Source organism: Mycobacterium sp. IDUB_17 (assembly GCF_055419465.1).
Window position 1 is genome coordinate 873,326 of record NZ_JBVAXS010000002.1, and the last position, 13,687, is coordinate 887,012.

Here is a 13,687-nt window from a genome sequence, read left to right on the forward strand (position 1 = left end):
GCTCCACACTAGGCGCGGATGCCGACGCCCTGCAGGGCCGCGATCAGCCCGTCGGGCCGCTCGGCGGTGGGCAGCGGGTCGACCAGCGCGAACTGGCAACCCACCGCGCGGGCACCGCCGTCGGCCTCCTCGCTGTCACCGACCATCAGCGCGTCTTGGGCAGCCACACCCAGGCGGTCCAGCGCCGCGGTGAAGATTGCCGGGTCGGGCTTGACCGCACCGACCTCGAAGGACAGCACGAACTCGTCGACGTGCTCGGCCGTGCCGATCGCCGTGAACGCCGGACGTACGTCGAATGCGATGTTGGAGACGACGGCCGTCCGGATTCCCTGTGCATTCAGGTTTTTGAACACCCGCGCGGTGTCGGGATAGGCGGTCCAGCTGGCCGGATCGATCACCCGGTTGTACAGCGATTCGGCGTGGTGGTCCGCCAATCCGGATTCCCGCAGCACATGCAGGTACGCCTCCCGGTGCAGGTGGGGCGCCAGGTCGCGGTTGGCCCAGGCCCGGTATTGCTCGTCGGTCATCGCCACGGACCGCCCGGTCGGGGCGGTGAGCCGGCGCATCAATTCGGTTTGGACGTGGCCGTCGACCTCTTGTTCGTCGACGGCCATCCCGGCGAACCAGCTGTCCTGTTCCTCGAGGCGGAACAGGGTCCCGGAGAAGTCGAACAACACGGCCGACACCATGTCCGCCATCGTGCCATGAGGCGGGCAGGTATCAGCCGCGTTCGCGGATTGCCTTGTCCACCAGTACCTGTCGTTCGCGTTCGTTGTCAGTCAATTCGGCGGCCCGGTCGAACTGTTCGGCGGCGTCGAGGTTCCGGCCCAGTCGGGACAGCAGTTCGCCGCGGACGCTGGGCAGTAGATAGGAGCCGTCCAGACCCTCGATACCGTCGACGATCTCCCACGCCTCCTGCGGGCCCGAGCGCATCGCGACGGCCACCGCGCGGTTGAGCTGCACGACGGGGGAGGGCGTGATCTGCAGCAGGGCGTCGTAGAGCGCGACGATGCGGTTCCAGTCGGTGTCGGCTGCGGCCGGGGCCACCGCGTGGCATTCGGCGAGCGCGGCCTGTAGCGCATACGGGCCCCAACCCCGTTGCTGCCGTGCGGCACCGGAGCGCTGAAGGGCGGCGACGCCGCGTTGGATCTGCGCACGGTCCCAGCGGGCCCGGTTCTGGTCTTCCAGCAGGATGGGCCGGCCCTCGGCGTCGGTGCGGGCGGCAAAGCGGGACGACTGGAACTCCATCAGCGCCACGAGGCCGTGGACTTCGGGTTCGTCGGGCGCCAGTGCCGCCAGCACACGCCCCAATCTCAGTGCTTCGGTGCACAATTCGTCGCGGATCCACCGCTGTCCGGCGGACGCCGAGTAGCCCTCGTTGTAGATCAGATAGATGACCGAGAGCACCGCCGACAGTCGCTGCGGGTATTCGTCGCGGGGCGGTACCTCGAAGGGTGGGTTGGCCTGGGCCAGAGCCTTTTTGGCCCGGGTGATGCGGGCGGCCGCGGTGGCGGTCGAGGTCAGGAAGGCCCGGGCGATCTCGTCGGTGCTCAGCCCGCCGACCATGCGTAGCGTCAGCGCGATCTGGGCCTCGCGGGACAACACCGGGTGGGCGGCGATGAAGATCAGCCGCAGCACGTCGTCGTCGATGCGGTCGGGGTCCCAGGCTTCCTCGACGTGTTCGGCCAGATCGCGGGCCAGCACGGCGTACTTGGCGTCGAGGTTCTCCGCGCGCCGCCAGTGATCGATGGCCTTGCGTTTGGCCACCGTGGTCAGCCAGGCGCCGGGATTGCGTGGCACACCGGTCTGGGGCCATTGCGTGAGCGCGTCGAGCAAGGCTTCGGATGCCAGATCCTCGGCCAGGGCGACGTCGCCGACCGTGCGGGTCAGGGTGGCCAGGATCTTGGCCGCTTCCATCCGCCACACCGCGTCGAGGGTGGCGCGCATGTCAGCAGCGGTTGCCGGGTTGTCGGGCACCTCACCCATTCTGCCGAGCAGACGCGCGGGTACCCCAAATCGCGTGAATCCGGGGTACCTACGCTGGGGGCCCCTCCCGCTTGCGGGGGACTGCTCGCGCAGGGAACGGCAGGGAGACTCAGCCGATCGCGCGGGCGGCGCCCTCCCAGAACTGGGCCCGGACGGCCTTCTTGTCGGGCTTGCCGAGTGCGGTCACCGGCACGGAGTCGACGACGATCACCTGCTTGGGCGATTGCACCGAGCCCTTGCGGTCCTTGACCGACGACTGGATCTCCGCGGTCACCTTGGCCACCGCCTCGTCGTCGGAGGCGGCGTCGGGCCGCAGCACGATCACCGCGGTCACGGCCTCGCCCCACTTCTCGTCGGGGGTGCCGATCACGCACACCTGTGCCACCGAGGGATGTTCGGCCACAACGTCTTCCACTTCACGCGGGAACACGTTGAATCCGCCGGTGACGATCATGTCCTTGACCCGGTCGACGATGAACCAGTAGCCGTCCTCGTCCTCGCGGGCCATGTCGCCGGTGTGCAGCCAGCCGTCCTTGAAGGTGTCGGCGGTGGCCTCGGGCAGCTTCCAGTAGCCCCCGGCCAGCAGTGGCCCGGACACACAGATCTCGCCGACCTCGCCCTGCGGCACGGGCTGGCCGGAAGCGTCCAGTAGCGCGGTCCGGGCGAACAGCGTGGGCCTGCCACAGGAGGTCAGCCGCTTCTCGTCGTGATCCTTCTTGCCCAGGTACGAGATCACCATCGGGGCCTCGGACTGGCCGTAGTACTGCGCGAAGATCGGCCCGAAGCGCTTGAGCGCCTCGGCCAGCCGCACCGGGTTCATCGCCGAGGCGCCGTAGTACACGGTCTCCAGCGAGGACAGGTCACGGGTGTGCGAGTCCGGGTGGTCCATCAGCGCGTAGATCATCGACGGCACCAGCATGGTCGCGGTGATGCGCTGTTCCTCGATCACCCGCAGCACCTCGGCCGGGTCGAACTTGGTCAGCACCACCAGTTCGCCGCCCTTGACGATGGTCGGTGTGAAGAAGGCCGCGCCGGCATGCGACAGCGGGGTGCACATCAGGAAGCGCGGGTTCTCGGGCCACTCCCACTCAGCGAGCTGAATGGTCGTCATAGTGGAGATCGAGCGCACCGTGCCCATCACGCCCTTGGGCTTACCGGTGGTGCCGCCGGTGTAGGTCAGGCCGCCGACGTGCTCGGGAGCGAGTTCGGCGGCCACCAGGGGCGCCGGGGAGTACTTGGCGGCCTCGGCCGTGAGGTCGGAGACCGATGCGCTGGAGGCGGCCAGGGCCTCGGGCACCGGTCCGATCGTCAGCACCTGCCGCAGCGACGGCACCTTCTCCAGCAACCCCAGGGCCCGCTCCACGAACGCCGGCGTGGGGTCGATGATGAGCGTCGTCACCTCGGCGTCGGACAGCACGTAGGCGTGATCGTCCAGCGAACCGAGAGGGTGTAGTGCGGTGCGACGGTACCCCTGGGTCTGGCCGGCGCCGATGATCATCAGCACCTCTGGGCGGTTCAGCGACAGCAGGCCGACGCCTTCACCGGTGCCCGCGCCGAGCGCTTCGAAGGCCTGAATGTACTGGCTGATGCGTTCCGCGAGCTCGCCACCGGTCAGGGTGGTGTCGCCGAGGAACAGCACAGGCTTGTCCTTGTTGCGCTTGAGCGCGCCGACCGTGAGGTGGCCGGAATGGATGGGATGGTGCAGCAGCGCATCACTCATGGGGTCCAGATTAGAACGTGTTCCAGAAACCGTGGAGCCGATCCCCCGATGTCGGTGTAACACGAGGTCGCCGCGGAGCGATATACGGGTCGAAATACAGGTAGCGCGCTACTCGTGTCGACCCTGTTGACGCTGCCTAATGTGACTGATTGTGGGGGTGGGAGCCAGGCCCCGGCGGGTTAGGGACCGCCGGGGTCTGTGCCCAGGTCAGCGGTTGGCGGCCTCACGGGCCTGCTGGGCGAGCTTCTCTGCCAGTTCGGCCTTCCACTGGATCTCTTTCTGAACCCACTCGTTGTCCTGCGGAAACTCATCGGTTTCGCTGACCCGGCGGACCTCCAGCTTCACGCCGCAGCCCAGCGGGCACTTCCGCGCCCACTGCTTGGCCTCCTCTTTGGAGGACACATCGAGCATCCAGAACCCGTTGAACAGCTCCTTGGCCTCGGTGTACGGCCCGTCGGTGACCACCGGGGGATCGGCATTGAAATCGACGACGAAGCCTTCGTCGGGGTCGGTCAATCCCTCGCCGGCCAGCAGTACGCCGGCCTTGATGAGCTCCTCGTTGTAGCGGCCCATCGACGCGATGATCTCGTTGAAGTCGATGTTCTGCTCGGCCATCGCCGTCTCGGCTTCGGGGGTGGACCGCATGATCAGCATGTAGCGCGACATTGTCTGTCTCCTTCTGGTGTCGGGAAGGGGCCCGTCCATTGTTCTTGAGTGGCCCTCGTTAGTACGTCGAACGGCACCCCGCGGAAATCGACACGGCAGCCGGAATTTCTTTCGAGCAAACCTCGCCGCCCTTAGCATCGCGGGCATGACCACTCCCGCGTCTGCCGATCTCGTCCTCTACGGAACCATCCTCACCGTCGACTCCGCGCGACCCACTGCCGAGGCGATCGCGGTGTCCGGCGGCCGCATCGTCGCGGTCGGGTCCCGGTCGGAGGTGGCTGCCTGGGTCGGCCCCGCGACCGACGTCCGCGAGGCCGACGGCTGCGTCATGCCGGGTTTCGTTGAGGCGCACGGTCATCCGTTGATGGAGGCGGTGGCGTTGTCAGGCCGCATCGTCGACATCCGTCCGGTCACGTTGGAGAACGCCGAGGCGGTGCTCGACGCGATCGGCGCGGAGGTGGCCAGACGCGGGGCCGACGGTGCCTTCTTGAACGGCTGGGATCCGTTGCTGCAGCACGGATTGCCGGAGCCCACCCTGGCCTGGCTGGACACCACGGCCCCGGATACCCCGCTGGTGATCGTGCACAACTCGGGCCACAAGGCGTACTTCAACTCTGCGGCGGCGCGCCGCGCCGGACTGACGAAGAACACCCCGGACCCCAAGGGCGCCAAGTACGGGCGCGATGCCGACGGCAACCTCGACGGTACGGCCGAGGAGACCGGAGCGGTGTTCCCACTGCTGGGCGACGCCATCTCGGTGAGCGACTACCCGGCGATGTTGGCCGCCGAATGCGCCCGTCTGAACCGCGCCGGGCTGACGACCTGCTCGGAGATGGCGTTCGACCCGATGTTCCGGCCGATGCTCGCACAGCTGCACGACCAGTTGACGGTGCGGTTGCGTACCTACGAGATGTCCACCGCCGCCCTGCACACCGATGCCACCCCGTCCGAGGGGGACGACATCGTGCGCCAGGTCGGCATCAAGATCTGGGTCGACGGGTCGCCATGGGTCGGCAACATCGACCTGACGTTCCCGTACCTGGATACCGAGGCCACCCGGACCATCGGGGTGGTGCCCGGCTCCTGCGGGCACGCCAACTACACGAAAGAGCAACTCGCCGAGATCGTCGGCACGTTCTTTCCGCAGGGCTGGCAGTTGGCCTGCCACGTGCACGGCGACGCCGGGGTGGACACCATCCTCGACGTCTACGAAGAAGTTCTGCGGGCGCATCCCCGTGACGATCACCGGCTGCGGCTGGAACACGTCGGTGCCATCACACCCGAGCAGTTGCAGCGTGCCCACGCCCTCGGCGTCACCTGCAGCCTGTTCGTCGACCACCTGCACTACTGGGGCGACGTGCTCGTCGACGGGCTGTTCGGGCCCGAACACGGCGGACGGTGGATGCCCGCCGGCTCCGCGGTGGCCACGGGCATGCGGATCTCCCTGCACAACGATCCGCCGGTCACCCCGGAGGAGCCGCTGCGCAACATCAGCGTGGCCGTCACGCGGACCGCTCCGAGCGGCCGCGTCCTGGCGCCAGAAGAGCGGCTGACCGTTGAGCAAGGGATCCGGGCGCAGACGATCGATGCGGCGTGGCAGTTGTTCGCCGACAACGTGATCGGTTCGCTCGAGGTGGGTAAGTACGCCGACCTGGTGATCGTGTCCGCGGACCCCCGTGAAACCGCTCCGGAGAGCATCGCGGACCTGGAGGTACAGGCCACGTTCCTGGCCGGGCGGCAGGTTTATCCGAAAGCTGGCTGACGGCTGGCGTGCCGTGGCACGCTCGGGGCATGTCAGATTTGCCGGCTCCGAAGTTTCTCGACGAACGTGTCGCCCACTGGGCAGTGACCAAACCTGACGAGGAGGCGGTCACGTATCTGGGCCGCACGTGGACCTGGTCGCAGTGGTACGACCGGGTCCAGCGGTTGGCCGGTGCTTTGAGTGCGTGGGGCGTCGGTCGTGGCGACGTGGTCGCGTTCCTCGACAAGAACCACCCGGCATGTGTCGAGATGACGCTGGCGGCCGCGTCACTCGGTGCGGCCAACGCCATCATCAACTTTCGGCTCGCCGCCGACGAGTTGGATTATGTGCTCAACGACTGCCGGGCGAAGGTACTGGTGGTCGGTGAGGAGCTCCGGGCGGGCATCGACGCGATCGCCGACCGCCTCACGTCCGTCGAGCACATCGTGACGGTGACCCCCGAGGGCGGTGACGGGGACGAGTACGAGGCGCTGCTCGCCGGCGCGTCGCCGGTCGGTCATGCACCGGACGTGCAGTCCGACGACGTGGCGATCGTCATGTATTCCTCGGGTACCACCGGCCGGCCCAAGGGCATTGCGCTCACCCATACCAATGTCATCGCCCACACCCTCAATGCGTTCGAGGGCTGGACGCTCGGCGACGGGGACAAGAGCCTGGTGGCCATGCCGCTGTTCCATGTCGGCGGGTCGTCGTACATGCAGTGGGGGCTGCACCACGGGGCGCCGAGTTACATGACGCGTGATGTTGACGGCATGGCGTTGGCCGGCGGAATTCTGGCCGGGGCGAACCGGACCTTCCTCGTGCCTGCGGTGCTGTCCAAGGTGTTCGATACCGGTGAGGACGCCGTGAAGCTGTTCGGTGCGCTGAAGACCTTTGCCTACGGTGCGTCGCCAATGCCGTTGCCGCTGTTGCGTTCTGCGTTGCAGGCGTGGCCCGAGACGGAGTTCATCCAGGTCTACGGATTGACCGAGGTGTCCGGTGCGATCAGCCGATTGGGTCCGGACGATCATCGCGGCGCGACCGAAGCGCGGCTCATGAGTGCGGGCACCGTCGTCCCCGGCAGCGAGGTCAGGGTGGTGGACCCCGACACCGGTGCCGATGTGCCCGTCGGCGAACAGGGTGAATTGTGGTTCCGTTCACCGCAATTGATGAAGGGTTATCTCAACCGGCCGGACGCCACGGCGGAGTCGATCACGCCCGAGGGCTGGTTCCGCACGGGCGATATCGGCCGCGTGGACGACGGTGGGTACATCTTCGTCGAGGACCGGCTCAAAGACATGATCATCTCCGGTGGGGAGAACATCTACTCGATCGAGGTCGAGCGGGTGCTGGCCGAACATCCCGCGGTCACCGAGGTCGCGGTGATCGGCGTGCCCGACGAAAAATGGGGTGAGTCGGTGAAAGCCGTTGTGACACTGGACGGGGACGTCACCGAACGGGATCTGATCGCGTTCGCCCGGGAACATCTTGCGGCCTACAAGTGTCCCAAATCAGTGGATATCGTCGACGAATTGCCCCGAAATCCCACCGGCAAGATCCTCAAGAAAGACCTACGCAAGCCGTACTGGGAGGGCCGCGACCGCGCCACCGTGTAGGAATTGGCGCCCGATTTCTCTGTATTTCCCGTTCCGGGCGGAGTAGCTTCGGCTCCATACGTGTGCGTGGAGATGTGGGGTGCGGACATGGCACATGCGCATAGATTGAAGCGTTTCGCTCGCGGGTTCGGGTTTCTGACTGCCCTGGCCATGGTGGTGACCGGCGGACTACTCGGGCCGCCGCCGACGGCAAATGCCTGGTCAAGAGCGGGTTTACCGGTCGAGATGCTGACAGTGCCGTCAGGGGCGATGGGCCGCGATGTCAAGGTCCAGTTCCAGGGCGGCGGGTCTCACGCGGTCTATCTGTTGGACGGCTTGCGGGCCCGCGACGACTTCAGCGGGTGGGACATCGAGACTCCGGCATTCGAGTGGTTCTACCAATCCGGGCTGTCGGTGGTCATGCCGGTCGGCGGTATGTCGAGCTTCTACACCGACTGGTACCAGCCCGCCGCGGGCAACGGCGGGGTATGGACGTACAAGTGGGAGACGTTCCTGACCAGTGAGTTGCCGCAGTGGCTGGCGGCGAACAAGCATGTGTCCTCGTCGGGCAACGCTGTGGTCGGGCTGTCGATGTCGGGCAGCTCGGCGCTGATTCTCGCCGCGTACTACCCACAGCAGTTCCGCTATGCGGGGTCGTTGTCGGCGTTCCTGAATCCGTCGGCCGGCCCGTGGCCCGGGTTGATCGGGCTGGCGATGGGCGATTCCGGTGGTTTCTCGCCCACGGCCATGTGGGGCCCGCCGGGTGATCCGGCGTGGGCGCGCAACGATCCGACGCTGCAGGTGGGGCGACTGGTGGCGAACAACACTCGCATCTGGGTCTACTGCGGCTCGGGGACGCCGGGAGAGTTGGGCGGTAACGACGTCGCCTCGACCTTCCTGGAAAACACTGCGCTGCAGAGCAACTTCAACTTCCGCGATCAGTACGTCGCGGCGGGCGGGCACAACGCGGTGTTCAACTTCCCGCCCACCGGCACCCACACGTGGGGCTACTGGGGTGCGCAATTGAACCAGATGAAGCCCGACATCCAGCGGACATTGGGCGCCGGCTGACCGGTTTGGGCATCATTGACGGCGTGATTGACGCGACGCCGGCACTGGACGAGCTCCTGGAGCGTCTTCACGTCGTTGCCCTGCCGATGCGGGTTCGCTTCCGCGGCATCACGGTTCGTGAGGTGGCGCTGATCGACGGCCCGGCCGGCTGGGGTGAGTTCGGCGCGTTCCCCGAATACGAGGCGCCGGAGGCGGCGGCCTGGCTGGCGGCCGGGATCGAGGCCGCGTACGGTCCGGCGCCGGCGGTGTACCGCGACCGTGTCCCGATCAACGCCACCGTGCCTGCGGTGCCGGCCGGTCAGGTGCCCGAGGTTCTGGCGCGGTTTCCCGGAGCGCGCACGGCCAAGGTCAAGGTGGCCGAGCCGGGTCAGACGCTGGCCGACGACGTCGCGCGGGTCAACGCCGTGCGCGCACACGTTCCGGTGGTGCGGGTGGATGCGAATGCAGGCTGGACGCTGCGGGAGGCGGTGGCTGCCGCGACGGCGCTGACCGCCGACGGACCGCTGGAGTATCTGGAACAGCCGTGCGCGACGGTCGACGAGTTGGCCGCTCTGCGCCGGCAGGTGGCGGTGCCGATCGCCGCTGACGAGTCGATCCGCAAGGCGTCTGACCCGCTGCGGGTGGTGCGGGCCCGCGCCGCCGACGTCGCGGTGCTCAAGGTGGCGCCGCTGGGTGGGGTGGCGCGGATGCTCGACATCGCCGCGCAGATCGATATCCCGATCGTGGTGTCCAGCGCACTGGATTCCGCGGTGGGCATTGCCCGCGGACTGTTGGCCGCCGCGGCGCTGCCCGAGTTGCGGCATGCCTGCGGGCTGGGCACGGGCGGACTTTTCGTGGAGGACGTCGCGGAGGCGCCCGCGCCGGTGGGCGGCTACCTGCCCGTCGGGGCGGTGGTGCCGGACCCTGCGCGGTTGTCTGCGCTGGCTGCGGTGCCGGAGCGACGGCAGTGGTGGATCGATCGGGTACGGGAGTGCTACCCGCTGATATTGGAGTAGGCCCTTACTCTAGGGACCTGCTCGCCGCGGGCTGATCCTGATGCGATGAAGCTCGGAATCATGGATCCGATCACCGCGGCACGGCCTGCTGTGGATACGTTCACGCGAGCCAACTACCTGAGTGCCGTCGCCAGCGGCGTCGACTCTTTCTGGGTACCCGACCACCTCAACGCCATGGTTCCGAGGGCGCTGTGGCAGCCGAAGTACATGGGTGGCGCAAAGATTCTGCCGACGGGCGACGCCTTCCTCGAGCCGTGGACCATGTTGGGCCACATCGCCGCACGTAACCGGATCGGGCGGCTCCGCCTGGGTGTGGGAGTGACCGACACCGGACGGCGTAACCCGGCCGTCACCGCGCAGGCGGCTGCCACGCTGCAGTTGCTGACAAAGGGTCGCGCCATCCTCGGCATCGGCACCGGGGAGCGCGAGGGCAACGAGCCGTACGGGGTGGACTGGTCGAAGCCGGTGGCCCGGTTCGAGGAGGCGATGGCCACGATCCGCGCCCTGTGGTACTCCAAAGGCGAACTGGTCAATCGTGATTCGTCGTACTTCCCGCTACGCAACGCCCTTTTCGATCTTCCTCCCTACCGCGGAAAATGGCCGGAGATCTGGATCGGCGCACATGGTCCCCGCATGTTGCGTGCCACGGGCCGCTACGCCGATGCGTACTTCCCGATGTTTCCCCATCGGCCCGTCGACTACAAAGAGCGTCTCGACCGGGTCCGCGAAGCGGCGTCCGACGCCGGCCGTGATCCGATGGCGATCGTTCCGGCGGTGGGGCTTTTCGTTGTCCCGGGCCGCAGTCGGGACGCCGTTGAGGAGGCGCTCGAGTGCGAGCTGATCCGGTCGACCGGTCTGAGCGCCGCTGATGAGCATTTCGTCCGGCACGGAGCGCAGCATCCGCTGGGTGCCGGGTTCTCGGGTGCCCAGGACCTCCTCCCGCAGGCCATGGATGAGCAGACGGCGCTGTCGCATACGGCTGCGGTGCCGATTCCGTTGCTGCGCGAGGTGTTGCTTACGGGTACTCCCGCCGAGATTGCCGATCGGGCCGCGGAGTGGCGCGATTGCGGTGTGCGGTACATGGTGCTGATGAATATCGGTGTGGCCCAACGTAGCTTGCGCAAGGGAATGGCGACGCAACTGCCTTTCAGCCAGGCGTTGCGCAAGCTCAAGAAGCTGTAGGGCTGCGGGGTGGTAGGGCCCTGGCACCACATTCGTCACACCATCGCGACGCGGTCCGACAAGCCCATGTCCTGATTTGTGGGGTACAGGGCATAGACGCCATCGCCGAGGTCACGAACACTGGAGATGTGACGCGATCGGTGGTGATCCTGGGCTACCCCGGGGTGCAGGCCCTGGACCTGGCCGGGCCGTTCGACGTGTTCGCCACCGCCACGCTGGCCCTGGTCGGCCAGGGCCGATCCGACGACGGCTACGTCGTCACCCTGACCGCCGTGGACGGTCGGCCCGTCACCACGCTCACCGGGTTGGAGTTCGTCGCCGCGCCATTGCCTGACCCGCACGCTCCGATCGACACCATCGTCATCCCCGGCGGTATCGGGACCGACGCCGCCCGAGCCGACCCGGCAGTGGTCGACTGGATCAGCACCGCATCGCGCCACGCTCGCCGCGTCGTCAGTGTGTGCACCGGAGCGTTCCTGGCCGCTGAGGCCGGGTTGCTCGACGGCTGCACCGCTACCACTCACTGGTCCTCGGCCCGTCGATTGGCCGATGAATTCCCTTCGGTGGCGGTAAATCCCGATCCGATCTTCGTGAGGAGCTCCGAGCGCGTGTGGACGGCGGCCGGCGTGACCGCAGGCATCGACCTGGCGTTGTCACTGGTCGAGGACGACTACGGCACCGACATCGCCCAGACTGTCGCCAGGTACCTGGTGCTCTACCTTCGTCGGCCCGGCGGGCAGACTCAGTTCGCTGCGCCGGTGTGGATGCCACGGGCCAAGCGTGCTCCGATCCGCGAGGTGCAGGAATCCATCGAGGTCGAACCCGGTGGTGCGCACAGCATTTCCGATCTGGCCCGGCGCGCGGCGATGAGCCCCCGGCATTTCACCAGGGTGTTCACCGACGAGGTCGGTGAGGCGCCCGGTGCCTACGTGGAACGTATCCGCACCGATGCCGCGCGGCGTCAGCTCGAGGAATCCGATGACACCGTCACCGTCATCGCCGCCCGCTGCGGGTTCGGCACCGCCGAGACCATGCGGCGCAATTTCGTTCGGCGCCTTGGCATTTCGCCTGACCAGTACCGCAAGACTTCCGCGCACGCGAGGAGCGGAGATTTAACCGCCTGAAAGGAACAAACCATGCAGATCGCAATCGTGTTGTACCCCAGCTTCACCGCGCTCGATTTCATCGGGCCCTATGAGGTGCTGCGCAATCTGCCCGACACGGAAGTGCGGTTCGTCTGGCACGAGCCGGGCCCCGTCACCGCCGACTCCGGGGTGCTGATGGTGGGCGCCACCCACAGTTTCGACGAAACCCCTTCGCCCGATGTGGTGCTGGTGCCCGGCGGGCCGGGCACCACCATGGTGGCCCGCGACGAAAAGGTGCTCGACTGGGTGCGGCAGGTGTATCCGGGGACCACCTGGATGGCCTCGGTGTGCTCGGGTTCGGTGGTGCTGGCCGCGGCGGGCCTGCTGGATGGGAAGCGTGCCACCTCGCACTGGTCGGTGTTGAGCGCGCTGAAGCTGATGGGCGCCACCCCGGTGGGGGATCAGCGCATCGTGCGTGCCGACCCCGACGGGAAGGTGATCACGGCGGCGGGTGTCTCGGCGGGGATCGACCTGGCCATGTGGTTGGCCGGTCAGATCGGCGGCGAGGCGAAGGCCAAGGCCATTCAGCTGATGATCGAGTACGACCCGCAGCCGCCGTTCGACTCCGGGCACATGTCGAAGGCGAGCGCGGCCACCAAGGCCGGCGCCACCGCACTGCTGGGCAAGGACATGATCAAGCCCGAACCGCTCAAGGCCGGGGTGTTGCTGGCCTGGGATCAGGCGATCCGCAGGGTGCGGGGGCGCCGCAGCGCGTGAGCGCTGAGACGGCTACAGCGCGTGAGCTGTTGCACTGACTGCCATCAAGTAGCGTCGGCCGGATGAACTTGGCTTATGACGAGCGAGGCAAGGGCGACCCGGTGCTGTTCATCGCCGGACGCGGGGGAGCCGGCCGCACCTGGCATCTGCATCAGGTCCCCGCGCTGCAGCGGGCCGGCTACCGCGTCATCACCTTCGACAACCGCGGGGTCGGCGCGACGGAGAACGCCCAGGGGTTCGGCACCGAGCAGATGGTGGCCGACACCGCCGAGCTGATCGAGAAGCTGGGTGCTGCTCCGGCGCACATCGTGGGCGTGTCGATGGGCTCGTTCATCGCTCAGGAACTGATGTTGGCCCGTCCCGAGCTGGTGCGATCGGCGGTGTTGATGGCCACCCGCGGCCGGCACGACCGGGCCCGCGAGTTCTTCCGTACCGCCGAACGCGACCTGGCGGCCTCGGGCGTTCAGCTGCCGCCGACGTTCGACGCCAAGCTCCGGATGATGGAGAGTTTCTCGCCCAAGACGCTCAACGACGACGTGCTGGTGCGCGACTGGAGTGAGATGTTCACCATGTGGCCCACCAAGCAGACACCGGGGCTGGTGGCCCAGTCCGACGCCGCTCCGGTGGGTAACCGGCTGCCGGCGTACCAGGCCATCACTGCGCCGGTGCTGGTCATCGGGTTCGCCGACGACGTGGTGCTGCCGCCGCACCTGAGCCGTGAGGTGGCCGACGCGATTCCCACAGCCCGTTACCTGGAGATCCCCGACACCGGCCATCTCGGCTTCATCGAGAGGCCCGACGCCGTCAACGCCGCGCTGCTCGAGTTCCTGGCCGGGCAGACCGGGCAGACCGGCCGGTACTGACGAATA

At 67.5% G+C, this 13,687-nt stretch carries 12 protein-coding genes; 8 read left to right on the plus strand and 4 right to left on the minus strand.

Annotated elements, in window-relative coordinates:
• Positions 1–8: 8 nt before the first annotated feature.
• From ACZYZ7_RS11470 to ACZYZ7_RS11485, 4 genes are all read right to left on the minus strand, one after another.
• Positions 9–698, minus strand: coding sequence for an HAD family hydrolase (locus ACZYZ7_RS11470; RefSeq protein ID WP_463740933.1), 690 nt, complete (start codon positions 696–698; stop codon positions 9–11).
• 22 nt (positions 699–720) lie between these two features.
• The gene (locus ACZYZ7_RS11475) at positions 721–1,986 is read right to left on the minus strand and encodes an RNA polymerase sigma factor (RefSeq protein ID WP_463740934.1); all 1,266 of its coding nucleotides are present in this window, start codon (positions 1,984–1,986) and stop codon (positions 721–723) included.
• Between the two features lie 109 nt (positions 1,987–2,095).
• Entirely contained in the window at positions 2,096–3,706 is a 1,611-nt protein-coding gene (gene fadD8, locus ACZYZ7_RS11480) for a fatty-acid--CoA ligase FadD8 (protein ID WP_135458325.1), read from the minus strand.
• A gap of 207 nt (positions 3,707–3,913) precedes the next feature.
• A complete protein-coding gene (locus tag ACZYZ7_RS11485) occupies positions 3,914–4,372 on the minus strand; it encodes a YciI family protein (RefSeq protein WP_135458323.1) in 459 nt (152 codons plus the stop codon).
• Between the two features lie 145 nt (positions 4,373–4,517).
• Between ACZYZ7_RS11485 and ACZYZ7_RS11490 the strand changes: the two genes are divergently transcribed.
• From ACZYZ7_RS11490 to ACZYZ7_RS11525, 8 genes are all read left to right on the plus strand, one after another.
• Positions 4,518–6,134 (plus strand): amidohydrolase, encoded by a 1,617-nt coding sequence (locus tag ACZYZ7_RS11490; protein ID WP_463740935.1) that lies wholly within the window; start codon positions 4,518–4,520, stop codon positions 6,132–6,134.
• A 29-nt stretch (positions 6,135–6,163) separates the two neighbouring features.
• Positions 6,164–7,729 carry a long-chain-fatty-acid--CoA ligase gene (locus tag ACZYZ7_RS11495; RefSeq protein WP_135458319.1) on the plus strand — a complete coding sequence of 522 codons (1,566 nt, stop codon included), beginning with the start codon at positions 6,164–6,166 and terminating at the stop codon, positions 7,727–7,729.
• An 87-nt stretch (positions 7,730–7,816) separates the two neighbouring features.
• The gene (locus ACZYZ7_RS11500) at positions 7,817–8,779 is read left to right on the plus strand and encodes an esterase family protein (protein ID WP_450073069.1); all 963 of its coding nucleotides are present in this window, start codon (positions 7,817–7,819) and stop codon (positions 8,777–8,779) included.
• A 23-nt stretch (positions 8,780–8,802) separates the two neighbouring features.
• On the plus strand, positions 8,803–9,774 hold the full coding sequence (locus ACZYZ7_RS11505) for an o-succinylbenzoate synthase (RefSeq protein WP_463740936.1): 972 nt from the start codon (positions 8,803–8,805) through the stop codon (positions 9,772–9,774).
• Between the two features lie 45 nt (positions 9,775–9,819).
• Positions 9,820–10,956 carry an LLM class flavin-dependent oxidoreductase gene (locus ACZYZ7_RS11510; RefSeq protein ID WP_463740937.1) on the plus strand — a complete coding sequence of 379 codons (1,137 nt, stop codon included), beginning with the start codon at positions 9,820–9,822 and terminating at the stop codon, positions 10,954–10,956.
• A gap of 128 nt (positions 10,957–11,084) precedes the next feature.
• Positions 11,085–12,080 carry a GlxA family transcriptional regulator gene (locus ACZYZ7_RS11515; protein ID WP_463740938.1) on the plus strand — a complete coding sequence of 332 codons (996 nt, stop codon included), beginning with the start codon at positions 11,085–11,087 and terminating at the stop codon, positions 12,078–12,080.
• A 12-nt stretch (positions 12,081–12,092) separates the two neighbouring features.
• A complete protein-coding gene (locus tag ACZYZ7_RS11520; protein WP_463740939.1) occupies positions 12,093–12,818 on the plus strand; it encodes a DJ-1/PfpI family protein in 726 nt (241 codons plus the stop codon).
• 62 nt (positions 12,819–12,880) lie between these two features.
• Positions 12,881–13,681, plus strand: a complete 801-nt coding sequence (locus ACZYZ7_RS11525) for an alpha/beta fold hydrolase (protein ID WP_135458305.1) — start codon at positions 12,881–12,883, stop codon at positions 13,679–13,681.
• Positions 13,682–13,687 lie beyond the last annotated feature (6 nt).

Excerpts from the sequence above, each read along its gene's own strand:
- ACZYZ7_RS11470 (WP_463740933.1), bottom strand. The coding sequence starts at position 698 with ATGGCGGACATGGTGTCGGCCGTGTTGTTCGACTTCTCCGGGACCCTG.
- ACZYZ7_RS11475 (WP_463740934.1), bottom strand. The coding sequence starts at position 1,986 with ATGGGTGAGGTGCCCGACAACCCGGCAACCGCTGCTGACATGCGCGCC.
- fadD8 (WP_135458325.1), bottom strand. The coding sequence starts at position 3,706 with ATGAGTGATGCGCTGCTGCACCATCCCATCCATTCCGGCCACCTCACG.
- ACZYZ7_RS11485 (WP_135458323.1), bottom strand. The coding sequence starts at position 4,372 with ATGTCGCGCTACATGCTGATCATGCGGTCCACCCCCGAAGCCGAGACG.
- ACZYZ7_RS11490 (WP_463740935.1), top strand. The coding sequence starts at position 4,518 with ATGACCACTCCCGCGTCTGCCGATCTCGTCCTCTACGGAACCATCCTC.
- ACZYZ7_RS11495 (WP_135458319.1), top strand. The coding sequence starts at position 6,164 with ATGTCAGATTTGCCGGCTCCGAAGTTTCTCGACGAACGTGTCGCCCAC.
- ACZYZ7_RS11500 (WP_450073069.1), top strand. The coding sequence starts at position 7,817 with ATGGCACATGCGCATAGATTGAAGCGTTTCGCTCGCGGGTTCGGGTTT.
- ACZYZ7_RS11510 (WP_463740937.1), top strand. The coding sequence starts at position 9,820 with ATGAAGCTCGGAATCATGGATCCGATCACCGCGGCACGGCCTGCTGTG.
- ACZYZ7_RS11520 (WP_463740939.1), top strand. The coding sequence starts at position 12,093 with ATGCAGATCGCAATCGTGTTGTACCCCAGCTTCACCGCGCTCGATTTC.
- ACZYZ7_RS11525 (WP_135458305.1), top strand. The coding sequence starts at position 12,881 with ATGAACTTGGCTTATGACGAGCGAGGCAAGGGCGACCCGGTGCTGTTC.